23 protein-coding genes are annotated in these 25,469 nt (G+C 56.2%); 5 read left to right on the top strand and 18 right to left on the bottom strand.

Features of this window, described 5'->3' with window-relative positions:
- Positions 1-20: 20 nt before the first annotated feature.
- From atpG to rpmH, 17 genes are all read right to left on the bottom strand, one after another.
- Positions 21-881: a F0F1 ATP synthase subunit gamma gene (atpG, locus tag FHL07_RS09960; protein ID WP_003438003.1), complete on the bottom strand. Its 861-nt coding sequence runs from the start codon at positions 879-881 to the stop codon at positions 21-23.
- A gap of 50 nt (positions 882-931) precedes the next feature.
- On the bottom strand, positions 932-2,476 hold the full coding sequence (atpA, locus tag FHL07_RS09955) for a F0F1 ATP synthase subunit alpha (RefSeq protein ID WP_086799496.1): 1,545 nt from the start codon (positions 2,474-2,476) through the stop codon (positions 932-934).
- A 21-nt stretch (positions 2,477-2,497) separates the two neighbouring features.
- Positions 2,498-3,034 carry a F0F1 ATP synthase subunit delta gene (locus FHL07_RS09950; protein ID WP_016782875.1) on the bottom strand — a complete coding sequence of 179 codons (537 nt, stop codon included), beginning with the start codon at positions 3,032-3,034 and terminating at the stop codon, positions 2,498-2,500.
- Between the two features lie 12 nt (positions 3,035-3,046).
- Complete coding sequence (locus FHL07_RS09945) at positions 3,047-3,517, bottom strand: F0F1 ATP synthase subunit B (protein WP_094999573.1); 471 nt, start codon at positions 3,515-3,517, stop codon at positions 3,047-3,049.
- Positions 3,518-3,574: 57 nt separating this feature from the next.
- The gene (gene atpE / locus FHL07_RS09940) at positions 3,575-3,832 is read right to left on the bottom strand and encodes a F0F1 ATP synthase subunit C (RefSeq protein WP_002555987.1); all 258 of its coding nucleotides are present in this window, start codon (positions 3,830-3,832) and stop codon (positions 3,575-3,577) included.
- Positions 3,833-3,954: 122 nt separating this feature from the next.
- Positions 3,955-4,824 (bottom strand): F0F1 ATP synthase subunit A, encoded by an 870-nt coding sequence (atpB, locus tag FHL07_RS09935; RefSeq protein ID WP_086799500.1) that lies wholly within the window; start codon positions 4,822-4,824, stop codon positions 3,955-3,957.
- 16 nt (positions 4,825-4,840) lie between these two features.
- Positions 4,841-5,248, bottom strand: a complete 408-nt coding sequence (locus FHL07_RS09930; RefSeq protein ID WP_003437994.1) for a F0F1 ATP synthase subunit I — start codon at positions 5,246-5,248, stop codon at positions 4,841-4,843.
- Between the two features lie 148 nt (positions 5,249-5,396).
- Positions 5,397-6,269 (bottom strand): ParB/RepB/Spo0J family partition protein, encoded by an 873-nt coding sequence (locus FHL07_RS09925; protein WP_094999574.1) that lies wholly within the window; start codon positions 6,267-6,269, stop codon positions 5,397-5,399.
- A gap of 9 nt (positions 6,270-6,278) precedes the next feature.
- Entirely contained in the window at positions 6,279-7,070 is a 792-nt protein-coding gene (locus FHL07_RS09920; protein ID WP_094999575.1) for a ParA family protein, read from the bottom strand.
- An 18-nt stretch (positions 7,071-7,088) separates the two neighbouring features.
- Positions 7,089-7,733 carry a 16S rRNA (guanine(527)-N(7))-methyltransferase RsmG gene (rsmG, locus tag FHL07_RS09915; RefSeq protein WP_094999576.1) on the bottom strand — a complete coding sequence of 215 codons (645 nt, stop codon included), beginning with the start codon at positions 7,731-7,733 and terminating at the stop codon, positions 7,089-7,091.
- Positions 7,730-9,622, bottom strand: a complete 1,893-nt coding sequence (gene mnmG, locus FHL07_RS09910) for a tRNA uridine-5-carboxymethylaminomethyl(34) synthesis enzyme MnmG (protein ID WP_016782869.1) — start codon at positions 9,620-9,622, stop codon at positions 7,730-7,732. Before mnmG ends, rsmG begins: the two co-directional genes overlap by 4 nt.
- A 504-nt stretch (positions 9,623-10,126) precedes the next feature.
- The gene (locus FHL07_RS09905) at positions 10,127-11,743 is read right to left on the bottom strand and encodes an ABC-F family ATP-binding cassette domain-containing protein (RefSeq protein WP_138738422.1); all 1,617 of its coding nucleotides are present in this window, start codon (positions 11,741-11,743) and stop codon (positions 10,127-10,129) included.
- A gap of 269 nt (positions 11,744-12,012) precedes the next feature.
- Complete coding sequence (mnmE, locus tag FHL07_RS09900) at positions 12,013-13,380, bottom strand: tRNA uridine-5-carboxymethylaminomethyl(34) synthesis GTPase MnmE (RefSeq protein WP_094999578.1); 1,368 nt, start codon at positions 13,378-13,380, stop codon at positions 12,013-12,015.
- An 80-nt stretch (positions 13,381-13,460) separates the two neighbouring features.
- The gene (gene yidC / locus FHL07_RS09895; protein WP_094999579.1) at positions 13,461-15,143 is read right to left on the bottom strand and encodes a membrane protein insertase YidC; all 1,683 of its coding nucleotides are present in this window, start codon (positions 15,141-15,143) and stop codon (positions 13,461-13,463) included.
- A gap of 13 nt (positions 15,144-15,156) precedes the next feature.
- A complete protein-coding gene (gene yidD, locus FHL07_RS09890) occupies positions 15,157-15,390 on the bottom strand; it encodes a membrane protein insertion efficiency factor YidD (RefSeq protein WP_019828647.1) in 234 nt (77 codons plus the stop codon).
- Positions 15,383-15,784 carry a ribonuclease P protein component gene (gene rnpA, locus FHL07_RS09885; protein ID WP_019828646.1) on the bottom strand — a complete coding sequence of 134 codons (402 nt, stop codon included), beginning with the start codon at positions 15,782-15,784 and terminating at the stop codon, positions 15,383-15,385. The genes yidD and rnpA overlap by 8 nt, the downstream gene beginning before the upstream one ends.
- A 16-nt stretch (positions 15,785-15,800) precedes the next feature.
- Entirely contained in the window at positions 15,801-15,935 is a 135-nt protein-coding gene (rpmH, locus tag FHL07_RS09880) for a 50S ribosomal protein L34 (RefSeq protein ID WP_003213577.1), read from the bottom strand.
- 563 nt (positions 15,936-16,498) lie between these two features.
- Between rpmH and dnaA the strand changes: the two genes are divergently transcribed.
- From dnaA to gyrB, 4 genes are read left to right on the top strand one after another with little or no spacing between them, the layout of a single operon-like run.
- Positions 16,499-17,998 carry a chromosomal replication initiator protein DnaA gene (gene dnaA, locus FHL07_RS09875; RefSeq protein WP_094999580.1) on the top strand — a complete coding sequence of 500 codons (1,500 nt, stop codon included), beginning with the start codon at positions 16,499-16,501 and terminating at the stop codon, positions 17,996-17,998.
- A gap of 38 nt (positions 17,999-18,036) precedes the next feature.
- Complete coding sequence (dnaN, locus tag FHL07_RS09870; protein ID WP_016782864.1) at positions 18,037-19,140, top strand: DNA polymerase III subunit beta; 1,104 nt, start codon at positions 18,037-18,039, stop codon at positions 19,138-19,140.
- A gap of 21 nt (positions 19,141-19,161) precedes the next feature.
- Positions 19,162-20,265, top strand: a complete 1,104-nt coding sequence (gene recF, locus FHL07_RS09865; RefSeq protein WP_094999581.1) for a DNA replication/repair protein RecF — start codon at positions 19,162-19,164, stop codon at positions 20,263-20,265.
- 5 nt (positions 20,266-20,270) lie between these two features.
- Positions 20,271-22,688, top strand: a complete 2,418-nt coding sequence (gene gyrB, locus FHL07_RS09860) for a DNA topoisomerase (ATP-hydrolyzing) subunit B (RefSeq protein WP_016782862.1) — start codon at positions 20,271-20,273, stop codon at positions 22,686-22,688.
- A 71-nt stretch (positions 22,689-22,759) separates the two neighbouring features.
- Here the strand turns inward: gyrB and FHL07_RS09855 are convergent, their stop codons facing one another.
- On the bottom strand, positions 22,760-23,647 hold the full coding sequence (locus FHL07_RS09855; protein WP_094999582.1) for a LysR family transcriptional regulator: 888 nt from the start codon (positions 23,645-23,647) through the stop codon (positions 22,760-22,762).
- 152 nt (positions 23,648-23,799) lie between these two features.
- Here FHL07_RS09855 and FHL07_RS09850 point away from each other — a divergent pair, with 152 nt between their 5' ends.
- The gene (locus FHL07_RS09850) at positions 23,800-25,461 is read left to right on the top strand and encodes a GMC family oxidoreductase (protein ID WP_138738421.1); all 1,662 of its coding nucleotides are present in this window, start codon (positions 23,800-23,802) and stop codon (positions 25,459-25,461) included.
- Positions 25,462-25,469: the final 8 nt, after the last annotated feature.

Genomic DNA, 25,469 nt, shown 5'->3' with positions numbered 1-25,469 from the left:
TCCTCTGAATATTTGAACCGTTAAACCGCGGCAGCGCCGCCGACGATTTCCGAGATCTCTTGGGTGATCGCAGCCTGACGCGCCTTGTTGTAGATCAGCTGCAAATCGCTGATCAAGTCACCGGCGTTATCAGTGGCGTTCTTCATTGCGATCATCCGCGCAGCTTGTTCAGCTGCACTGTTCTCGACCACCGCCTGGTACACCTGCGACTCCACGTAACGCACCATCAAGCCGTCTAGCAGCTCTTTGGCATCCGGTTCGTAGAGATAGTCCCAGTGGTGCTTGAGTTCTTGATCCGGGGTCGCCACCAGTGGAATCAATTGCTCCACAGTAGGCTGTTGCGTCATGGTGTTGATGAACTTGTTGGATACCACGGACAGGCGGTCAATACGGCCTTCCAGGTAAGCATCCAGCATCACCTTAACGCTGCCGATCAAATCATTGATCGACGGTTCTTCACCCAGATGGCTGATAGCAGCGACGACGTTACCGCCGAAGTTACGGAAAAATGCCGCACCTTTGCTGCCGACCACGCACAGATCAATCTCGACGCCGTTTTCACGGTTTACCGCCATGTCCTTGACCAAAGCCTTGAACAGGTTGGTATTCAAACCACCGCACAAACCACGGTCACTGCTCACAACCACATAACCCACACGCTTAACTTCGCGGTCGATCATGAACGGGTGGCGGTATTCCGGGTTGGCGTTGGCCAAATGCCCAATAACCTGGCGGATACGCTCCGCATAAGGACGGCTAGCAGCCATGCGCATTTGTGCCTTGCGCATTTTGCTGACCGCCACTTTTTCCATGGCGCTGGTAATCTTTTGCGTGCTTTTGATGCTCGCAATCTTACTGCGAATCTCTTTTGCGCCTGCCATGTAACACCTATCAGGTTAGCAAGCGGGAGCCTTGCGGCTCCCGCTGCGGCTTACCAGGTTTGGGTGGCCTTGAACTTCTCGATACCGGCTTTGATGCCAGCGTCGATTTCGTCATTGAAGTCACCTTTAACGTTGATCTTCGCCATTAGCTCGGCGTGATCGCGGTTGAAGTAAGCAATCAGCGCTTGTTCAAAGCTACCGACCTTGGTGATTTCGACGTCAGTCAGGAACCCACGCTCAGCGGCATACAGCGACAGCGCCATGTCAGCGATCGACATTGGTGCGTATTGCTTCTGCTTCATCAGCTCGGTAACGCGCTGACCATGCTCAAGTTGCTTACGGGTCGCTTCGTCCAGGTCAGAAGCGAACTGGGCAAATGCTGCCAGTTCACGGTACTGAGCCAGAGCGGTACGGATACCACCGGACAGCTTCTTGATGATCTTGGTCTGAGCGGCACCACCCACACGGGATACCGAAACACCGGCGTTCACTGCAGGACGGATCCCGGAGTTGAACATGGCCGATTCCAGGAAGATCTGACCGTCGGTGATGGAAATCACGTTGGTCGGAACGAACGCGGAAACGTCGCCAGCCTGGGTTTCGATGATCGGCAGTGCGGTCAGGGAACCGGTTTTGCCGGTCACTGCGCCGTTGGTGAACTTCTCTACGTATTCTTCGGATACGCGGGATGCGCGCTCCAGAAGACGGGAGTGGAGATAGAACACGTCGCCTGGGTAAGCTTCACGGCCTGGTGGACGGCGCAGCAGCAGGGAAATCTGGCGGTAAGCCACTGCTTGCTTGGACAGATCGTCATAAACGATCAGCGCGTCTTCACCGCGGTCGCGGAAGTATTCGCCCATGGTGCAACCGGAGTACGGTGCCAGGAACTGCAGCGCTGCGGATTCGGAAGCACTGGCAGCAACGACGATGGTGTTAGCCAGCGCGCCGTTTTCTTCCAGCTTGCGAACCACGTTGGCGATGGTCGATTGCTTCTGACCGATCGCTACGTATACACAGAAAATGCCGCTGTTCTTCTGGTTGATGATCGCGTCGATCGCCAGAGCGGTTTTACCGATCTGACGGTCACCGATGATCAGCTCACGCTGGCCACGGCCGACAGGGATCATGGCATCGACAGCCTTGTAGCCAGTCTGTACAGGCTGGTCTACCGACTTACGCCAGATCACGCCTGGAGCAACTTTCTCGACTGCATCAGTCTCGGTGTTGCCCAGTGGACCTTTGCCATCAACTGGGTTACCCAGTGCGTCGACAACGCGACCCAGCAGTTCCTTACCAACCGGAACTTCCAGGATACGGCCAGTGCACTTGGCGCTCATGCCTTCAGCCAGAGTCGTGTATGCGCCCAGTACTACGGCACCTACAGAGTCTTGCTCGAGGTTGAGAGCCATACCGAAGACGCTGCCCGGAAACTCGATCATCTCGCCGTACATTACGTCGGCCAGACCGTGAATCCGCACAATACCGTCAGATACGCTGACGACAGTGCCTTCGTTACGGGCTTGGGAGGTCACATCGAGTTTTTCGATGCGGCCCTTGATAATTTCACTTATTTCGGAAGGATTGAGTTGCTGCATTGCTCTGCTGCCCCTTCAAACTCAAGATTTCAATGCTTCGGCAAGGCTTGCGAGTTTCCCGCGAACCGAGCCATCGATAACCAGGTCGCCGGCGCGGATGATGACACCACCTATAAGGCTGGCATCCTCCGCAACTTGCAGGCGCACTTCCCGGTCGAGTCGTGCACTGAGAACCTTGGCGAGTTTGTCTTGCTGTTCTTGGTTCAATGCAAAAGCACTGGTGACTTCAACGTCTACCGACTTCTCTTGTTCGGCCTTGTACAGGTCAAACAGAGCGGCGATCTCCGGCAACAGCGGGAGACGGTCGTTTTCGGCAACGACGTTGATGAAGTTCTGTGCTTCTACAGTGAACTTGTCGCCGCACACGTCAATAAACGTGGCGGCCTTTTCTGCGCTCGTCAGTCGCGGGGCCTTGAGCACGCGCTGCATAGTGTCGTCTTGCGACACTGCTGCAGCCAGGCCGAGCATGGCTGACCAAGAGGCCAGTTGCTGGTGGGCCTGGGCGTGCTCGAAGGCTGCCTTAGCGTAAGGTCGGGCCAACGTGGTCAATTCTGCCATGATCGCCCTCGCTTAAATTTCAGCAGCCAGTTTAGTAACCAGCTCCGCGTGCGCGTTTTGATCGATTGTGGCACCCAGGATCTTCTCTGCGCCTTCAACAGCCAGGGTACCCAGTTGGGCACGCAGGGCGTCTTTGACGCTGTTCAGTTCCTGTTCGATCTCGGCCTGAGCCTGAGCCTTCACACGGTCAGCTTCAACGCGAGCCTGTTCACGGGCTTCGTCTACGATCTGAGTACCGCGTTTCTTGGCTTGCTCAATGATTTCAGCTGCTTGAGCCTTAGCTTCGCGCAGTTGTTGACCCGCTTTATCTTGGGCCAACTCCAGGTCGCGAGCTGCTCGGTTAGCAGCGTCCAGTCCAGCCGCAATCTTCTTCTGACGTTCTTGCAATGCCGCGATGACCGGAGGCCACACGAACTTCATGCAAAACAGTACAAAAATGAAGAACGCAACGGACTGGCCAATCAGGGTTGCATTAATGTTCACGCCAACACCTCGCTCGTTCGTTGTCCATCACTCTAATCAACTCGAAAATTCGAGTGATTAGCCAGCGAGTTGACCAACGAAAGGATTAGCGAAGGTGAAGAACAGTGCGATACCAACACCGATCATGGTTACGGCGTCGAGCAGACCGGCAACGATGAACATTTTAACTTGCAGCATTGGAACCATTTCTGGTTGACGCGCTGCGCCTTCCAGGAACTTGCCACCCAACAGGCCGAAACCAATTGCGGTACCCAGTGCGCCCAGGCCGATCAACAGTGCAACAGCGATAGCGGTTAGACCAACTACAGTTTCCATCTTTCCTCCCGACTTTTACGTCGTATGGTTTAGGTTTTTAGATTAAAGCGGTAAAACAAAATCATTTTGCGACGCCCTCTCACCCGAAGGTGAGAGGAGCACCAGATTCGCCGAAGCGGATCTTAGTGATTATCTTCGTGTGCCATCGACAGGTAGACGATGGTCAACATCATGAAGATGAACGCTTGCAAGGTGATGATCAGGATGTGGAATACAGCCCACGCCCATTGCAGCACCACGCCCAGACCGCTAAGCCAAAGCAGGCCGCTGCCGAACATCACGGCGATCAGGATAAACACCAGCTCGCCAGCGTACATGTTGCCGAACAGACGCAGAGCCAACGAAATAGGCTTGGCAATCAACGTCACGAATTCGAGCAGGAAGTTCACCGGAATCAGCAGCGCCTGAACAAAAATGTTCTTGCTGCCGAATGGGTGCAGGGTCAGTTCACCGATAAAGCCACCGATGCCCTTGATCTTGATGCTGTAGAAGATGATCAGTGCAAACACCGACAGGGCCATGCCCATGGTCGCGTTTGGATCAGTCGTCGGTACGGCACGGAACGGGAAGTGTTCATCGCCAGTGATCAAGATGGCCAACTGAGGAATCCAGTCAACCGGGATCAAGTCGATGGCGTTCATCAGGAACACCCACACGAAAATGGTCAGCGCCAGCGGTGCGATTACTGCACTGCGACCGTGGAAACTGTCTTTTACGCTGCCATCAACGAATTCCACCAGTACTTCAACGAAGTTCTGCAGTGCGCCTGGCTGACCGGAAGTTGCCTTCTTGGCCGCCATGCGGAATACGAGGATGAAAATCAGACCAACAAACAGCGACCAGCCGAGGGTATCGACGTGGAACGCCCAAAAGCCCATTGCTTTAGCTTCTGCAACGGTGTGGGCAAAGCCCCAGCCGCCATCAGGTAGCTGCCCAAAGGTCAGGTTCTGTAAGTGGTGCTGGATATAGCCCGAAGCGGTTGTTTCTGCCATGGTTGCCTCAAACGCCCTAAGGTCTCGAAAGTGTTGTTCTCATTAGCAGGGGAGCGAACCAACTGACCAGTTGGGTCAGCACGAAGACACCGAATACTGCTAACGGCGCCAATGGCTTCACACCTGCAAACGTCAGCGCGAACAGCACTGCCGTCAAAATTAACTTGCCTGCCTCACCGGCGTAAAACGACCGGACGATGGCTTGCGCTGCTCGGGCGCCGGAAAACCGAAAAGCCCTGTGAGCAAAATACACATTGGGTAGCAAAGCTATCAGGCCTCCGCAGAGTCCTGAATATCCGGCGACGACTCCATGCCATTGCCAGAGCCCCAGAGCAGCCAGCAATAAAACGACAAATTGAGCCAGCAAAACCGGAAAAACCGCCAAGCGATGGAACGGCAAGCGGTTTGGCGTGCGGGTTTCCATCACAACTGCTCCTCAAAGGTCGGCTACCAAAAACAGAAAACTTGGCATAATTTGTGCCGACAAAATGCGCGCAGAGTATAGGGGCGACGAAGCCCCTATTCAACTGTCAGGTAGTGATTTCCGACTGCGCGCTACATGAGGAATTGTTTCAGCGGATGTGAGCAAGCACTCCTTGCAGCTCATCCAGGGAATTGTAACCAATCACTAACTGGCCTTTTCCCTTCTTTCCGTGGCGGATCTGCACCGCAGAGCCCAGCCGCTCAGCCAGACGCTGTTCGAGTCTGGCAATGTCCGGATCGGTTTTAACCGGTTCCGCGGGTTCCTGTTTGCCACTCAACCACTGGCGAACCAGGGCTTCAGTCTGACGTACCGTCAGGCCTCGTGCGACAACGTGTCGCGCCCCTTCAACCTGCTGAGCATCAGGCAAACCGAGCAATGCCCGCGCATGACCCATTTCCAGGTCACCGTGGGACAGCATGGTCTTGATCACTTCCGGCAACGAAATCAATCGCAACAAGTTAGCCACAGACACCCGGGACTTACCCACAGCGTCGGCGACTTGCTGTTGAGTCAGCTGGAACTCTTGCTGCAAACGCTGCAAGGCGACAGCTTCCTCGATCGGATTGAGGTCTTCACGCTGAATGTTCTCGATCAACGCCATCGCAATGGCGGTTTCGTCCGGCACGTCTTTGACCATCGCCGGGATTGTGTCCTTGCCGGCCTGTTGGCTGGCGCGCCAGCGACGTTCACCGGCGATGATCTCAAAGCGGTTACCTTCGATCGGGCGCACCACGATCGGTTGCATCACGCCCTGGGTGCGGATCGAGCTGGCCAGTTCTTCAAGCGCCTGCGGATCCATGTCGCGACGAGGCTGGTACTTGCCGCGCTGGATCAGGTCCAGGGGCAGGTGCTGCAGTTCGCTTTGATCAACCTTGACCGCTTGCTCTTCCAGCGAGCTGACCGTAGGACCACTCAGGAGTGCATCCAGTCCGCGTCCGAGACCTCGTTTCTTGACGGCCATGGAAATTCCTTAAGTTGGCTGAGGCGTGCGGGTAGAACGACGTTGACGACGAACCAGCTCGCCCGCCAGGGCAAGGTAAGCAATCGCGCCACGGGAATTTTTGTCATACGCCAGCGCTGGCATGCCATAGCTTGGCGCTTCGGCCAGGCGGATGTTGCGCGGAATCACGGTGTCGTAGAGCTGCTCGCCGAAGTGTTCCTTGAGCTGCGCCGAAACATCGTTCATCAGGCTCAGGCGCGGGTCGTACATGGTGCGCAGCAGGCCTTCGATCTTCAGGTTCGGATTGAGCAGCTCGGCGATGCGCTTGATGTTATCCACAAGGTCGCTCAGGCCTTCGAGTGCAAAGTACTCGCACTGCATGGGGATAATCACCCCATCGGCCGCCACCAGGGCATTCAAGGTCAGCATCGACAACGACGGCGGGCAATCGATCAGGATGTAATCGTAGCTTTCGCGAACCGGGGCCAGCGCTGTACGCAGACGGCTTTCCTTCATCTGCATTTCGAGCAGCACGACTTCAGCCGCGGTCAAATCGCGGTTGGCGGGAAGCAACTGGTAACCACCGTGCTCGGAGATGTGCATGGCCTGAGCCAGGTCGCATTCACCGATCAACAGGTCGTAGACCGAATTCTCAAGACCGTGTTTATCCACACCGCTACCCATGGTGGCGTTGCCCTGTGGATCAAGGTCAATGAGCAGCACGCGGCGCTTGGTCGCGACCAGCGATGCTGCGAGGTTGATACAGGTGGTGGTTTTACCCACACCACCTTTTTGGTTCGCTATTGCGAATACCTTAGCCATTCTTGCTTGCGTTCCCAATCATGCCGTGCGGCGCAGTATCAGCAGATGGCGTTGGCCTTGGCAACCCGGAACGGTCAAGGCGTGTTCGCCATCGAGACGAAAATCAGACGGCAATGCTACCAGCTCATCGGCCGGATGAACGCCCTTCATTGCCAACCAGCGGGTTTCGCTGTTGCCAAGGTGGCGCGTCCAGTTGCTGAAGTTCTCCATGCTGCTGAAAGCCCTGGAAACAATTCCGTTGAAAGGCTGCTCAGGCTGGAATTCTTCGACGCGACTGTGGATAACTTGCAGGTTATCCAGCTTCAGCTCGAGTTTTACCTGGGTCAGGAAACGGGTTTTCTTGCCGTTGCTGTCCAGGCAGGTCACTTGCGACTCGGGAAACAGGATCGCCAGGGGAATACCCGGCATGCCGCCGCCACTGCCCACATCCAGCCAACGGCCATTTTCGATGAAGGGCATCACGCTTAGACTGTCGAGCAAATGACGCGACACCATCTCGTCCGGGTTACGCACAGCCGTGAGGTTGTAGGCCTTGTTCCATTTGATCAACAGGGCCAGATAACCCAGCAATTGCTGATGCTGATGCTCGGTCAGTGCGACGCCCAGCTGGCGTGCACCTGTGGATAACTCTTCGGCGTGTTGTGCGGTTACCAGCGAACTCAAGCGTTTTGCTCCAACGTGCGGCCAGCGCCGCGCTTTTTCAGGTGAATCATCAACAGGGAAATTGCCGCAGGGGTCACACCCGGGATACGCGAAGCCTGGCCCAGGGTCTCGGGACGTGTTGCGCCCAACTTGCTCTGAATCTCTTTCGACAGACCGGAGATGGTCGTGTAATCGATATCCACAGGCAGCTTGGTATTTTCACTGGCACGCAGACGGGCAATTTCGTCTTGTTGACGATCGATATAACCGGCGTACTTGGTTTTGATCTCAACCTGCTCGGCAACCAGCGGGTCTTCTGCCCCCTGCCCGGTCACTTCAACCAGGCCGGCGTAATCAATTTCGGGGCGGGTCAGCAGGTTGAGCAAATTGTATTCATGGGTCAGCGGTGTGCCGAACTTGGCAGCAATGGCATCACCCTGCTCGGTACCCGGACGAACCCAGGTACTTTTGAGGCGTTGTTCTTCCTGCGCGATGCTTTCGCGCTTGGTGCAGAAAGCCGCCCAACGAGCGTCGTCGACCAGGCCCAGTTCGCGGCCTTTTTCAGTCAAGCGCATGTCGGCGTTGTCTTCGCGCAGGATCAGGCGGTATTCGGCGCGGGAAGTGAACATCCGGTACGGTTCTTGAGTACCCAGGGTAATCAGGTCGTCGACCAATACGCCGATGTACGCCTCATCCCGGCGCGGGCACCAGCTTTCCTTGCCCTGTGCGAGCAATGCCGCGTTGGCGCCAGCCAGCAAACCCTGGGCGCCGGCTTCTTCGTAACCGGTGGTGCCGTTGATTTGCCCGGCAAAGAACAAGCCGCCAATCACCTTGGTTTCGAGGCTGTACTTCAGGTCGCGTGGATCGAAGTAATCGTACTCGATGGCATAGCCCGGGCGCACGATATGGGCGTTTTCCATACCGCGAATCGATTGCACGATCTGGATTTGCACGTCGAACGGCAAGGAGGTGGAAATCCCGTTCGGGTACAGCTCGTGGGTGGTCAAACCTTCCGGCTCGATAAAGACCTGGTGGCTTTCCTTGTCGGCAAAGCGATGGATCTTGTCTTCGATCGACGGGCAGTAACGCGGGCCAATACCTTCGATCACGCCTGAATACATCGGCGAACGATCAAGGTTGGAGGCAATGATTTCGTGAGTGCGGGCGTTGGTATGGGTAATCCAGCAGCTGACCTGGGCCGGGTGCTGTTCCTTGTTGCCCATGAACGACATGACAGGAATCGGTGTATCACCCGGTTGCTCGGTCATTACCGAGAAATCCACAGAACGGCCATCGATACGCGGTGGCGTCCCGGTTTTCAGGCGACCGACTCGCAGGGGCAGTTCACGCAGACGGTGTGCCAGGGCAATCGAAGGTGGATCACCGGCCCGACCGCCCGAGTAATTCTGCATGCCGATGTGGATAAGTCCACCGAGGAAAGTGCCTGTGGTCAGAACCACGGCATCAGCCATAAAACGCAGGCCCATCTGGGTCACTACGCCACGGACTTGATCCTGTTCAACGATCAGGTCATCAGCGGCCTGTTGAAATATCCACAGGTTGGGCTGGTTTTCCAGGATTTCGCGTACGGCGGCCTTGTACAGGATGCGGTCGGCCTGTGCACGGGTGGCCCGTACTGCCGGGCCTTTGCGTCCGTTGAGTACGCGGAACTGAATACCGCCTTTATCGGTGGCTATCGCCATCGCGCCGCCAAGGGCATCGATTTCTTTAACCAGATGGCTTTTACCAATCCCGCCAATTGCAGGATTGCAGCTCATTTGCCCGAGGGTTTCCACGTTGTGGGTCAACAGCAGGGTTTTCACACCCATACGTGCTGAAGCAAGTGCAGCCTCGGTTCCGGCGTGACCGCCGCCGATGACGATCACTGCAAAACGGGAAGGGAAATTCACCACGCACCTCGTGCCTGTTACTAGGGGTTTTTTGGATAGACCGCGAAGTATAGGGACTTCGCCCTTCTTAAAGAACCCTTTGCACAAAATTTAACCAGCTGTGGATAAGGGCAAGATAGATAAGTAAATAGAGAAGAAATTTATAAAGCTTTGTTTTTATGTTTATTTCTACTGAGGCACCTTTCTGTGGATAGATTGCTACAGGCTATATTTTACGTACTGTACAGAGGATCAAAAGTCTGTGGTTATGCACTAATGAGGGGTTGGGATAAGTGCTTTAAGCCTGTGGGTAAAACAGGTGCTTATCCACAGGGGTGGTTATCTTCAGTTTTCAGACCTACTTACCCACTGACCTGAGGGCCAGTTATGCACAGGGCTTATTCCCGTGTTTGGGTGCTTTCGAGCCAATAAACAGGCAGCCGAAAAACGCTTGAAGGTGCAATCCGGCAAGCGGTCGGACGTTCGGTCAATGATTAATGTGATAAACGGTAGCCAACAGCCCCGTTAGACGGCGCAAAGCAGCCAGCCTGTGGGTGAGGCCATGAGCCTGTGGGTAATTCCGATTGCGGCCAGAAACACATCATCGTGTGAGGTAACGATCAGAGTGCCCGGGTAATGCTTGAGCATGCTCTCCAGGGCTTGAACGGAAGGCAGATCCAGGTGATTGGCCGGTTCATCGAGCAGTAACAGCTGTGGTGGGGATTGTGTATAAAACACGCAGGCCATCGCCGCTTTCAAGCGTTCACCGCCACTGAGCCGATGGGATGGCAGGTTGATACGATCGGCATTGAGGCCCAATTGCGCCAGCCGGGTACGTAATTCTCCTTCACTCAGTTGCCGGTTAAGTGACTGCAACTGCTCAAGAACTGACCGAGCCGGTTCCAAAACGCCCAGGTGCTGGTCGAGGTAAGTGCTGGTGACCAGGGTCCTGGCCTGACCGGAAACAACCGTTAGTTGCCCGGCCAATACCTTGAGCAAGGTCGACTTGCCGCAGCCGTTCGGGCCGGTCAAGGCAATGCGCTGGCCTCGCGTAACGGCAAGATTGATCCTGCGCAGTTGTTGCGCCCCATAAGGCAGGCGGGCCTCTATCAACTCGGCAATTTGAGCCGGCGAGCCAGAGCAAGGCTGCGGCGCAGAGATAAAGATGGCCTGCTGCTCTTCTACCTGATTCGCAGCCTGACGGACCTGCACAGATAATTGCTCGCGAGCCGCATCCTGCTGTACCCGCAACTTACCGCTGCTGGCCTGGCTGCGCTCCTTTTGCCGGCCCAGCAAAATCTTCGCCTGATTGGCGTCAGCGGCCTGTTTCCGGCCACGGGATTGTTTGCGCTCAAGACTTTCTCTTTGCTCACGCAGGGTCTGTTCCTGACGCTTGCGCTCCAGCCGGTATGCCGCCAGCTGTTGTTGCGCCGCTTGCAGTTGCCCGGCTTTGGCCTGTGCATAAAACGAGTAACCGCCGCCGTAACTGGTGAGGCCCTGTGGTGACAGCTCAACGATGCGCTCCATATTTTCCAGCAAGGCGCGATCATGGCTGATAACAAGTAATCCTTCTGGCCACTGCTGCAACTGTTCATGCAGGGCAAGTCGATGCTGGTAATCCAAATGATTGGTGGGCTCATCCAGGATCAACAGGTCGGCTTTCGACAAAAAGGCGCCCAGCAGAGCCACGCGCATGGCTTCACCACCGCTGAGTGCTGATGCAGGAGTCGAAAGGGTCAGGTGTGCAAGCTTGTTGCGGCTTAGCTGATCGAGCAGTTGCTGGCGGATATTCCAGCGTTCGCCCACACAGTCAAAGTCCGCTTGGGCGCTGCTGCCCCGCTCTATTCGCTCAAGGGCGCTAATGACTGGTTGCACGCCAGCAAGCTCGGCAAGGGTGTGATTGGGGTCATGGCTGACTTGCTGCGTCAGGTAATACACCGTGCCATTACGGATGCAGTAGCCGGTTGAGGGCAAGAGATCCCCTGCCATGATGCGCGCCAATATGCTCTTGCCCACACCATTGCGCCCTACCAGGCCGGTGCGGCGCTGGTCGAGATGCAGATCAATATCTGAAAACAGGGAACTGCCATCGGGCAGATGATAAGAAACGCCTTGCAGCGTTACAGAGGTAACGTGAGCCATACGCACTCCAGAGATGCACAGATCTACCCCCTGTTGCAGGGGAATCAAGAACTGGCCGCAAGCATCGCGGCGGCATCAATGGCGCATCGGACTAATACCTCGTGTGAATGTGGATAACTGTAGCAGCTGCCGTAGGAACGAGGCTGCGTTCGGCGACGTAGTCGTCGTAAATCCTGAACTCCGGTTTTAACTGGCACACCACAGTGTCTGATTTTACGACGGCTGTGCCGCCGAACGCAGCCTCGTTCCTACGGCAGCTGCTACGAGGGTCATTTACCGATACAGAAGCTGGAGAAGATCCGTCCCAGCAGGTCATCCGAACTGAATGCCCCGGTAATTTCGCCAAGGGAATGCTGTGCCTGGCGCAAATCCTCGGCCAATAGCTCCCCGGCGCCCGCCAGAGTCAGTTGTGCCCTGCCATGCTCAAGTGCCTTGCTGGCGTGCTGCAATGCCTCCAGATGGCGGCGGCGTGCGCTGAAGCTGCTCTCCGAGGTCTGCTCATAGCCCATGCAGGCCTTGAGGTGTTCCCGCAGCAGGTCCAGGCCTTCTGTAGATCTGGCGCTCAGGCTGATGGTGACATGGCCATCTTCACTGACTTCAAGGGCTACATTCTCCCCGCTTAGATCCGCCTTGTTGCGGATCAAGGTCACCTTCGCCGGATCCGGGCGTTGTTCAAGAAACTCTGGCCACAGGGCAAACGGGTCATCAGCTTCCGGTGCCGTGGCATCAACCACCAGCAATACCCTATCAGCTTCACCAATGGCCTTGAGTGCGCGCTGCACGCCAATTTTCTCAACCTGGTCATCGGTGTCGCGCAGACCTGCGGTGTCGACAACGTGCAATGGCATGCCATCGATGTGGATGTGTTCGCGTAACACATCACGGGTAGTACCCGCGATTTCGGTCACGATCGCCGCTTCACGCCCGGCCAGGGCATTGAGCAGGCTCGATTTTCCAGCATTGGGCCGCCCGGCAATCACCACGGTCATGCCGTCGCGCAGCAAAGCACCCTGGCCGGCTTCGCGCTGTACGGTGGATAACTCTTCACGAACCTTGTCGAGCATACCGAGCACATGGCCATCGGCGAGGAAGTCGATTTCTTCTTCCGGGAAATCAATCGCTGCTTCGACATAGATACGCAAACCGATCAATTGCTCGGTCAAGTTATGCACACGTTGAGAGAAAGCACCCTGCAAGGAACGTAATGCGTTACGCGCAGCCTGTGCAGAACTTGCCTCGATCAGGTCGGCAATCGCCTCGGCCTGGGCCAGGTCGAGCTTGTCATTCAAAAAGGCCCGCTCGCTGAACTCCCCCGGACGGGCCAAACGGCAGCCCAACTGGATGCAGCGCTGCAGCAGCATATCCAGAACAATCGGACCGCCGTGGCCCTGCAGTTCAAGGACGTCTTCGCCGGTAAAGGAGTTGGGCCCGGGGAAGTAGAGTGCTATGCCTTCATCCAGCACTTCGCGGTTGTCGCCGTAAAAAGGGCCGTAATGGGCATAGCGCGGTTTTAGTTCGCGTTCGCTGAACGCTTTGGCCGCAACACGGGCGAGTGGGCCGGAAATACGTACGATCCCCACACCACCTCGGCCTTGGGCGGTCGCTACTGCAGCAATAGTCTCTGCCGGAACACTCATAAAACAGGCCTCAAAACAAAAGTGACGGATAGCAAAACGCCCCACTAGGGGGCGTTTTGAGTGGTGCGTATCAGAGTAAGTTACTCAGCGACTTTTTTGGTAGCCGCTTCGACTTTACGCGTGATGTACCACTGTTGAGCGATGGACAGGCAGTTGTTCACAACCCAGTACAGCACCAGACCAGCCGGGAACCACAGGAAGAAGAAGGTGAAGATGATTGGCATCAGCTTCATCACCTTGGCCTGCATCGGATCCGGCGGAGTCGGGTTCAGACGCTGCTGGATGAACATGGTTGCGCCCATGATGATCGGCAGAATGAAGAACGGGTCTTTGATCGACAGGTCGGTAATCCAGAGCATGAACGGCGCCTGGCGCATTTCAACACTTTCCAGAAGTACCCAGTACAAGGACAGGAAGACCGGCATCTGCACCAGAATCGGCAAGCAGCCGCCCAGTGGATTGATCTTCTCTTTCTTGTACAGCTCCATCATCGCTTGCGACATTTTCTGGCGGTCATCACCGAACTGCTCTTTCAGAGCGGCCAGTTTTGGTGCCACAGCGCGCATGCGGGCCATCGACTTGTAGCTGGCGGCCGACAGAGGGAAGAAGATCCCTTTGATCAGCATGGTCAGGAAGATGATCGACCAGCCCCAGTTACCGACCAGGCTGTGGATATGTTGCAGCAGCCAGAAGATAGGCTGGGCAATGAACCACAGGATGCCGTAGTCAACCGTCAGTTCCAGGCCTGGGGACAACTCTTTGAGTACACCCTGGCTTTTCGGACCGGCATACAACGTAGCGCTGGTTTCAGCGGTTTTGCCCGGCTCAACAGTCAATGTTGGGCCAGTGAAACCGATGATGTAGTTGCCTTGGTTGTCTTTGCGGGTCTGAACGACGTTGTTATCGCCTTTCTGAGGGATCCACGCGGTCACAAAGTAGTGCTGCAACCAGGCAACCCAGCCGCCTTGTACGGTTTCTTTCAGCTGAGCCTTGTCGATATCTTTCATCGACACTTTTTTGTACGGCTCTGCACTTGTCCACAGGGCAGCGCCCAGGTAAGTCGCAGTACCGGTGGCGGTGCTGGAAGAAGGATCGGAGCTGGCATCACGCTTCAATTGCGCGAACAGGTTGCCGTTCCACGGCTTGCCGCTCTCGTTATCAATCAGATAGCTAACTTGTACATCGTACAAACCACGCTTGAGCGTGAAACGTTTGATGTAGTTGATGCCGTTTTCGCTGAATTTCAGATCAACAACCAGTTGATCCTGACCTGGGGCCAGTTCGTAGGTCTTTTTCTCGGTGCTGAAAACAGGACGACCTGACGGACGGGCGTCCGGGCCATCAACGCCTGTCAGGCCACTTTGGGCCAGATAGGTGCGTTCGTTGCCGTTATCGAACAACTGGAAAGGAACATCCGGGTGATCCTGGCGACGTGGATAAAGCGGCAGACGCAGCTGGGCAATATCACCACCCTGTGGATCAATCGCGATATCCAGAACATCCGTTTTTACGTGGATGAGGTCTTTGCTTGCAGCCACCGGGGTTTCAGTCGGTGTGCTGGTATCGGTATTGGCGCTGGGTACATCGGCACTGTTTGCAACGTTGTTACCTGAAACCGTATCGGGCAAAGCCGGTGCGGTGGTGCTGGCGGCAACATTCTGAGTCGGCAGGGCAGCTTGGCCGTAGTCCTGGTTCCATTTCAGAACCATAACGTAGGACACGACTGCGAGAGCGACGATCAGGATCGTGCGTTTAATATCCATGATTACTCGGCCATCAAGAAGAACGGGAGGTAGGGATAGGTGGAACCGGGTCGTAACCACCGGGATTCCACGGGTGACAGCGACCTAAACGACGAAAGGTCAGCCAGCCGCCGCGCAGAAGGCCATGATTTTCGATGGCTTCCAACGCGTAGCAGGAACAACTGGGGTAGAAACGGCAGTGGCTGGCCATCAAAGGACTAATGGCATAACGATAAAACTGGATCGGAACGAGTGCCAGTTTACGCATCAGGACTGCCTACCCCTACAGTTTCGGTTTTAACCGCTGGAACTGGCGTGTTACGGGCCAGACGCTTCCAGAGTTTGCCGAAATGCTGAATCAATTCGGGGTTCTCTACGTCACCCAAACCTTTGCGCGCGACGATAACGATATCCCAACCAACCAGTAAATCCTGGTGGAGACGAAACGATTCACGCATCAAACGCTTAAGGCGATTGCGCTCAACGGAGAGCTTTACGCTCTTTTTCCCGATCACTAACCCCAGGCGGGGGTGATCAAGATCGTTGCTACGCGCAAGGAGCAGGAGATTTTTCCCCGGAACCTTGCCGGTGGGGGAGTCAAAGACTGCCTTGAAATGTCGGGGAGTGAGTAACCGCTTTTCCCGACTGAAGTCCTGACTCACCACCATTGTCTGATTATCAAACTGCCAGACGTGCACGGCCTTTGGCGCGGCGACGCGACAGGACTGCACGGCCGTTTTTAGTAGCCATGCGAGCACGGAAACCGTGAGTGCGGGCGCGTTTGATAGTGCTTGGTTGGAAAGTACGTTTCATGTCGTGCTACCTGGTTCGTCCACAACGGGCCGGAATGGCCCCCGTTTTAAGAGACCGGCGATTCTAGAGAATGCAAGCCGATAGGTCAATTTCCAACCAACGTTTACTGCTAAATAGATGTTTGCCGTTTTGCACCAGTCTTGTGCCTGCCAACTATAGAAATAAAAAAACGAAGTATTTAAAGCTCTTTTAAAGAACTTACTACTCTTATAGAGCCGTTCTGCTGTGGATAACTCTATGCAGCCCTTGTAGAGCAAGGTTTTCAGAGAACAGAAAGGTTGTCCACAAGCGGTGCTTTGCCTGTGCTGCACCCTCGGAAAAGCTGTGCATGAAAGGGCTACTTATCCACAGCCGTGTTATGCACAGAGTTTTACCCCCACTTGTGCAACGAGCTCAGGCCCGCTTATCCACAGACCTTATGCACATACCATTTGTCGCTTTGTTCACAGTAAAAAGCCTGTCAACGCCTTATATGCAGGTCAGCTACATGTGGATAAGTGGGGCGGCGGTCGCTACAATGGCGCCTGTTTTTGCCTCACCGGCTTTCAACTTAGGGGATATCCGTGTCAGTGGAACTTTGGCAGCAGTGCGTGGAGCTTTTGCGCGATGAGCTGCCTGCCCAGCAATTCAACACCTGGATCCGTCCACTACAGGTCGAAGCCGAAGGCGACGAGTTGCGTGTGTATGCACCCAACCGATTCGTTCTCGACTGGGTTAACGAAAAATACCTGAGCCGTTTGCTTGAACTGTTGAATGAGCACAGCAATGGCATGGCGCCAGCGTTGTCCTTGTTAATAGGCAGCAAACGCAGCTCGGCGCCTCGTGCTGCCCCCAATGCGCCCTTGGCTGCATCGGCTTCTCAACAAGCCCCGGCGCCGAGCGCGCCTGCGCCTGCAGTCTCTGCACCCGCGCCCAAGCAGTCCGAGCCCGCCAGCGAAGAGCCTTCGCGTGCCAGCTTCGACCCGATGGCTGGCGCCAGCTCGCAGCAAGCACCCGTACGCGCCGAGCAGCGCACCGTTCAGGTTGAAGGTGCCCTGAAGCACACCAGCTACCTGAACCGCACCTTTACCTTTGAAAACTTCGTCGAGGGCAAGTCCAACCAACTGGCCCGCGCTGCGGCGTGGCAAGTGGCGGATAACCCCAAGCATGGATACAACCCGCTCTTCCTTTATGGCGGCGTAGGTCTGGGTAAAACTCACTTGATGCACGCGGTGGGTAACCACCTGTTAAAGAAGAACCCGAATGCCAAGGTCGTATACCTGCATTCCGAGCGTTTTGTAGCTGATATGGTTAAAGCCCTGCAGCTCAATGCCATCAACGAGTTCAAGCGCTTCTACCGTTCGGTCGATGCTTTGCTTATCGATGACATTCAATTCTTTGCGCGCAAGGAACGGTCCCAGGAAGAGTTCTTCCACACCTTCAACGCCCTGCTTGAAGGCGGTCAGCAAGTGATTCTGACCAGTGACCGTTACCCGAAAGAAATCGAAGGCCTCGAAGAGCGTCTGAAGTCGCGCTTTGGCTGGGGACTGACGGTTGCCGTCGAGCCGCCGGAGCTAGAGACCCGCGTAGCGATCCTGATGAAGAAGGCCGATCAGGCCAAGGTTGATCTGCCCCATGATGCAGCCTTCTTTATTGCCCAGCGCATTCGCTCCAACGTGCGTGAGCTCGAAGGCGCGCTCAAGCGCGTTATCGCTCACTCGCACTTTATGGGCCGCGACATCACCATCGAGCTGATTCGCGAGTCCCTAAAAGACTTGCTGGCGCTGCAAGACAAACTCGTCTCTGTGGATAACATCCAGCGCACCGTGGCCGAGTACTACAAGATCAAGATCTCGGACTTATTGTCCAAGCGCCGTTCGCGCTCGGTAGCGCGACCACGCCAGGTCGCCATGGCACTGTCCAAGGAACTGACCAACCACAGCCTGCCGGAAATCGGCGATGTGTTTGGCGGTCGCGATCACACCACGGTTTTGCACGCATGCCGCAAGATCAACGAACTCAAGGAATCCGACGCGGACATCCGCGAGGACTACAAGAACCTGCTGCGAACTCTGACAACCTGATGACACCAGCGCAGCTTATTAAGGCAAGGGACTAGACCATGCATTTCACCATTCAACGCGAAGCCCTGTTGAAACCCCTGCAACTGGTCGCCGGCGTAGTAGAACGCCGCCAGACCTTGCCGGTATTGTCCAACGTGCTGTTGGTTGTCGAAGGCCAGCAACTGTCGCTGACCGGTACTGACCTTGAAGTCGAGCTGGTCGGTCGGGTGCAACTTGAAGAGCCGGCCGAGCCAGGCGAAATCACCGTGCCTGCGCGCAAGCTGATGGATATCTGCAAAAGCCTGCCCAACGATGCACTGATCGACATCAAACTTGATGACAACAAACTGGTGGTCAAGGCAGGCCGTAGCCGCTTTACCCTGTCGACGTTGCCGGCCAACGATTTCCCGACGGTTGAAGAAGGTCCGGGTTCGCTGACCTGCAGCCTGCAGCAGAGCAAGTTGCGTCGTCTGATCGAGCGCACCAGCTTTGCCATGGCCCAGCAGGACGTTCGTTACTACCTCAACGGTATGCTGTTGGAAGTGTCGGCCGGGATCATCCGTGCCGTAGCTACCGACGGTCACCGTTTGGCCATGTGCTCGATGAAAGCCGATATCGGCCAACCAGACCGTCACCAGGTGATCGTACCGCGCAAGGGTATCCTCGAGCTGGCGCGCCTGCTGACCGAGCCAGACGGCGAAGTGAGCATCGTTCTGGGTGCACACCATATCCGAGCGACCACCGGCGAGTTCACCTTTACCTCCAAGCTGGTAGACGGCAAGTTCCCGGACTACGAGCGCGTTCTGCCTAAAGGCGGTGACAAGGTGGTGATCGGTGACCGTCAGGCACTGCGTGAAGCGTTCAGCCGTACCGCGATCCTGTCCAACGAAAAGTACCGCGGTATTCGCCTTCAACTGGCCAATGGCCAGCTGAAAATCCAGGCCAATAACCCGGAGCAGGAAGAAGCGGAAGAAGAAGTTGGCGTTGATTACAACGGCGGCTCCCTGGAGATCGGCTTCAATGTGAGCTACCTGCTGGACGTACTGGGCGTCATGACCACTGAACAAGTGCGTCTGATCCTGTCGGACTCCAACAGCAGCGCCCTGGTCCAGGAGTCGGACAACGACGACTCGGCCTACGTTGTCATGCCGATGCGCCTGTAACTTATGCACAGCCCACGCTAGATGTCCCTCAGTCGTGTCACAGTCACCGCGGTGCGTAACCTGCACCCGGTGACCTTCTCCCCCTCCCCCCGCATCAATATTCTGTACGGCGCCAACGGCAGCGGCAAAACCAGCGTGCTGGAAGCTATCCACCTGCTAGGGTTGGCGCGGTCGTTTCGCAGTGTGCGGCTGAACCCCGTTATCCAGCATGAGCAGCAGAGCTGTACAGTTTTTGGTCAGGTAGAACTGGCAGAAGGCGGACACAGTGCACTGGGTGTCTCGCGGGATCGTCAGGGGGAGTTCCAGATTCGTATCGACGGCCAGAATGCGCGCAGTGCTGCGCAATTGGCCGAGATACTTCCGCTGCAATTGATCAACCCGGACAGCTTCCGACTTCTTGAAGGGGCCCCAAAGATCCGCAGGCAATTTCTCGACTGGGGCGTGTTCCATGTTGAACCGCGGTTCATGTCGACCTGGCAGCGGCTACAGAAGGCCCTGCGGCAGCGGAACTCATGGCTGCGGCATGGTACACTCGACGCCGTTTCACAAGCGGCCTGGGACCGGGAACTGTGCCTGGCCAGTGCTGAAATTGATGAATACCGCCGCGCCTACATCAAAGCCTTGAAACCAGTCTTTGAGCAGACCCTGAGCGAGCTGCTGGATCTCCAGGGGTTAACGCTGAGCTATTACCGTGGTTGGGATAAAGACCGTGAGCTGAGTGCTGTACTCGCCGCGTCTGTCCACCGGGACCAGCAAATGGGGCATACCCAGGCGGGGCCACAACGTGCTGATTTGCGCCTTAAGCTGGGTGCAAATAACGCCGCAGATATTTTGTCGCGGGGGCAGCAGAAGTTGGTGGTCTGCGCGCTGCGCATCGCTCAGGGGCACTTGGTCAGCCAGGCCCGGCGAGGCCAATGTATTTATCTGGTGGATGACTTGCCGTCCGAACTGGACGAGCAGCATCGCAACGCACTGTGTCGCTTGTTGGAAGACTTACGCTGCCAGGTATTCATTACCTGTGTAGACCACGAATTATTGAGGGAAGGCTGGCAGACGGAAACGCCAGTTGCCCTGTTCCACGTGGAACAGGGCTGTATCACCCAGACCCACGACCATCGGGAGTGAAGGCATTGAGCGAAGAAAACACGTACGACTCAACGAGCATTAAAGTGCTGAAAGGCCTTGATGCCGTACGCAAACGTCCCGGTATGTACATTGGTGATACTGACGATGGCAGCGGTCTGCACCACATGGTGTTCGAAGTAGTCGACAACTCCATCGACGAAGCGCTGGCTGGCCATTGCGACGACATCACCATCACGATCCACCCGGACGAGTCCATCACCGTGCGCGATAACGGCCGCGGTATTCCGGTTGACGTGCATAAAGAAGAAGGCGTATCTGCAGCCGAGGTCATCATGACCGTGCTGCACGCCGGCGGTAAGTTCGATGACAACTCCTACAAAGTATCCGGCGGCTTGCACGGTGTAGGTGTTTCGGTGGTAAACGCCCTGTCCGAACTGCTGGTCCTGACTGTACGCCGCAGTGGCAAGATCTGGGAACAGACCTACGTCCACGGTGTTCCTCAGGCGCCTATGGCTATTGTGGGTGAAAGCGAAACCACGGGTACGCAGATCCACTTCAAGCCTTCGGCTGAAACCTTCAAGAATATCCACTTTAGCTGGGACATCCTGGCCAAGCGGATTCGTGAACTGTCCTTCCTGAACTCCGGTGTGGGTATCGTCCTCAAGGACGAGCGCAGCGGCAAGGAGGAGCTGTTCAAGTACGAAGGTGGCCTGCGTGCATTCGTTGATTACCTGAACACCAACAAGAACCCTGTGAACCAGGTGTTCCACTTCAATGTTCAGCGTGAAGACGGCATCGGCGTAGAAATCGCCCTGCAGTGGAACGACAGCTTCAACGAGAACCTGTTGTGCTTCACCAACAACATTCCACAGCGCGATGGTGGCACGCACTTGGTGGGCTTCCGCTCTGCCCTGACGCGTAACCTCAACACGTACATCGAAGCTGAAGGCCTGGCCAAGAAGCACAAGGTCGCCACCACCGGTGATGACGCCCGTGAAGGCTTGACCGCGATCATCTCGGTGAAAGTGCCGGATCCAAAGTTCAGCTCGCAGACTAAAGACAAGCTGGTGTCTTCCGAAGTGAAGACCGCTGTTGAACAGGAAATGGGCAAGTTCTTCTCCGACTTCCTGCTGGAACACCCGAACGAAGCCAAGTTGATTGTCGGCAAGATGATCGACGCAGCCCGTGCTCGTGAAGCTGCACGTAAAGCCCGTGAGATGACCCGTCGTAAAGGCGCGTTGGACATCGCGGGCCTGCCGGGCAAGCTGGCTGACTGCCAGGAAAAAGACCCTGCTCTGTCCGAACTGTACCTGGTGGAAGGTGACTCTGCTGGCGGCTCCGCCAAGCAGGGTCGCAACCGTCGTACCCAAGCCATCCTGCCGTTGAAAGGTAAAATCCTCAACGTCGAGAAAGCCCGTTTTGACAAGATGATCTCTTCGCAAGAAGTCGGCACCTTGATCACTGCGCTGGGCTGTGGCATCGGCCGCGAAGAGTACAACATCGACAAACTGCGCTATCACAACATCATCATCATGACCGATGCTGACGTTGACGGTTCGCACATCCGTACCCTGCTGCTGACCTTCTTCTTCCGTCAGTTGCCGGAGCTGATCGAGCGTGGCTACATCTACATCGCCCAGCCACCGTTGTACAAAGTGAAAAAGGGCAAGCAAGAGCAGTACATTAAAGACGACGAGGCCATGGAAGAGTACATGACCCAGTCGGCTCTTGAAGATGCCAGCCTGCACTTGAACGAAGATGCCCCTGGCATCTCCGGTGAGGCACTGGAGCGTCTGGTGTACGACTTCCGCATGGTGATGAAGACCCTCAAGCGTTTGTCGCGCCTGTACCCTCAGGAGCTGACCGAGCACTTCATCTACCTGCCGGCTGTAAGCCTTGAGCAGTTGGGTGACCACGCTGCCATGCAGGACTGGATGGCCAAGTTTGAAGAGCGTCTGCGTCTGGTTGAGAAATCGGGCCTGGTCTACAAAGCCAGCCTGCGTGAAGACCGTGAGCGTAATGTCTGGTTGCCAGAGGTCGAACTGATCTCCCACGGCCACTCGACGTTCATCACCTTCAACCGCGACTTCTTCGGCAGCAACGATTACAAAACCGTTGTGACCCTGGGCGCTCAACTGAGCACCCTGCTGGATGAAGGCGCCTATATCCAGCGTGGCGAACGTCGCAAGCAAGTGACCGAGTTCAAGGAAGCACTGGACTGGTTGATGGCTGAAAGCACCAAGCGTCACACCATCCAGCGCTACAAAGGTCTGGGTGAAATGAACCCGGATCAGCTCTGGGAAACCACGATGGACCCAAGCGTGCGTCGCATGCTGAAAGTCACCATCGAAGACGCGATCGGCGCCGATCAGATCTTCAACACCTTGATGGGCGATGCTGTAGAACCACGTCGTGAATTCATCGAGAGCAACGCACTGGCAGTGTCCAACCTGGATTTCTGATCCTGTTTTGACCCGCAGTACCCAAAAAGGCCAACGCTCAGCGTTGGCCTTTTTTAATGGCTAAAAAATGACTATGGCGCCAACAGCACCGCCCTCTCCTCGCGGCACAACTCCAGTAAAAAATCCCACACCACCCTCAACCTTACGGATTTGTGCAGTTCACGGCGGGTGCTGATCCAGTAACTGCGTTGCACAGACTCGCCCGGCAATACACGCACCAGGTCGGGGTCGTCAGCGGCCATGTAGTTGGGCAATACGGCGATACCCAGCCCGGCGCGAGCGGCTTGTTGCTGGGCAATGACGCTGGTGCTGCGAAAGGTCACGGTCGGGGTGCGGCAGAAAGTATTGAGGAACAGCAGCTCCTGACTGAACAACAGGTCGTCGACGTAGCCGATCCAGTAGTGGTTGGCCAGATCGTCGCGGCTGTTCAGAGGCGGCGCCTTGTCCAGATAAAGGCGGCTGGCATAGAGCGCGAGCCGGTAGTCAGTGAGTTTGCGAGTTATCAACAGGTCGGCGTTGGGACGGTCCAGATGAATACTGATTTCTGCTTCGCGGTTGAGGATGCTGACGAAGCGCGGTACTGCGACCAGTTCCACCTCCAGACCTGGATAACGCTCAAACAAACCCCGCAGTCGCGAGGTGATAAACATGATGCCAATGCCCTCGGTGACACCCAGACGGATTTTGCCCAAGGGGGTGAGGGACTGGTTGATTTCTTCCTGGGCCAGCAGTGCGACGTTTTCCATCGCTTCGGCATGTTTGAGCAAGGCTTGCCCGGCCGGGGTCAGTTCGTACCCCTGGGCATATTGCACAAATAAAGCCGCGCCCAAGTGTTGCTCGATGCTCTCAATATGCCGTGCAACGGTGCTATGGGTGGTGTTCAGGCGCTTGGCGGCGGTGAGTAAACGTCCGCTGCGCTGCAACTCCAGGAAGTACCGCATGTCATTCCAGTCGAACATGATCAACCCCCCAGAGCGCTACATCAGATGTGGCTTACGGATGACTGTGCAAAAACGCACAAGCCATGGGTGAAATCTCGCGTTTGCAACACGAAAATAATCAATAGGATGGTGTAGGACAAGAACAATAAATAAAAGGCGCGAGGTGATACATGCCATCAGCCAACAAGGTGTACGACTACATCATCGTGGGTGCCGGGCCTGCAGGTTCAGTGCTGGCCAATCGGCTGTCTGCCGATCCTCGCCACAACGTGTTGCTGCTCGAAGCGGGCGGGCAAGATAACTACCCGTGGATCCATATTCCTGTGGGTTACCTGTATTGCATCGGTAACCCGCGCACCGACTGGTGTTTCAAGACCGAAACCCAGGCCGGTTTGCAAGGTCGCAGCCTGAGCTACCCACGGGGTAAGGTCTTGGGCGGCAGCTCGTCCATCAACGGCATGATTTATATGCGCGGCCAGGCGGGTGATTACAACCGCTGGGCCGAGTTGGGCAATTCGGGCTGGGGCTGGGATGACGTATTGCCATTGTTCAAACGCAGCGAAAAGCACTTTGCCGGCAATTCTGAGCTGCATGGCAGTGAAGGTGAGTGGCGGGTTGAGCAGCAGCGCTATTCATGGCCGATTCTCGACGCGTTTCGTGACGCCGCCGCGCAAAGCGGAATTGCCAGCGTCAGCGATTTCAACGGTGGCGATAACCAGGGCTGTGGATACTTTCAAGTCAACCAGCGCTCCGGTGTGCGCTGGAATGCCTCAAAGGCTTTTCTGCGGCCAATACTCAAGCGCCCCAACCTGACGGTTTTGACCGACGTGCAAGTCGACAAAGTGCAGCTTGAAAACGGCCGGGCCACCCAGGTCAGTGCGCGCTGGCAAGGCGCACAGCATACCTTCACGGCCGGTTGCGAGATTATCCTTTGCGCCGGTTCGATTGGCTCTCCTGGCATTTTGCAGCGCTCGGGTATTGGCCCGCGGCCTTTGCTCGAAAGCCTGGGGATAACTGTGCTGCATGAGCTGCCCGGGGTGGGGGGGAATTTGCAGGACCACTTGCAGTTACGCTTGATCTTCAAACTGACCAAGGCCCGAACCCTCAACCAGGTCGCCAATAGCGTGTGGGGTAAAGTCGGCATGGGCCTGCGATATGCCTACGACCGCAGTGGTCCTTTGGCGATGGCCCCCAGTCAGCTGGGGGCGTTCGTCAAATCCGACCCTGATCAGTTATCTGCCAACTTGCAATACCACGTCCAGCCGCTGTCCCTTGAGCGTTTTGGCGAGCCGCTGCACACCTTCCCGGCCTTTACCGCCTCGGTGTGCAACTTGCGACCAAAAAGCCGGGGGCGCGTGGATATCCGTTCGGCAAACCCGGATGACGCACCGCTGATCGACCCCAATTACCTGAGCCACCCTGATGATCTGAAGGTAGCAGCCGATGCCATACGCCTGACTCGGCGTATCGTGGCCAGCGCAGCTCTGCAGGCCTTTACACCTGAGGAGTATCTGCCAGGCAAGGACTTGCAGACCGAACAAGAGCTGTACGACGCAGCTGCCCGTATTGGTACGACGATATTTCACCCCGTGGGCACTTGCCGCATGGGCCAGGACGCCGAGGCAGTGGTCGATGCCCAATTGCGCGTTCATGGGGTACCGGGTTTGAGGGTGGCAGACGCTTCGATCATGCCCAGCATCGTGTCGGGTAATACCTGTTCTCCGACCCTGATGATTGGTGAAAAAGCCGCGCAGCTGATTTTGCAGGCTTCGCTTGAAACACCGCAGTACACAGCATGCGTTAACCGCACGGCAGCTATACCGGTCGCCTGAATGCGATC

The sequence above is a fragment of the Pseudomonas sp. FSL W7-0098 genome (genome assembly GCF_005930585.1).
Lineage (GTDB): Bacteria > Pseudomonadota > Gammaproteobacteria > Pseudomonadales > Pseudomonadaceae > Aquipseudomonas > Aquipseudomonas bubulae.
Note: the sequence above shows the minus strand (reverse complement) of the source record. Positions and strands in the feature narration are given on the sequence as shown.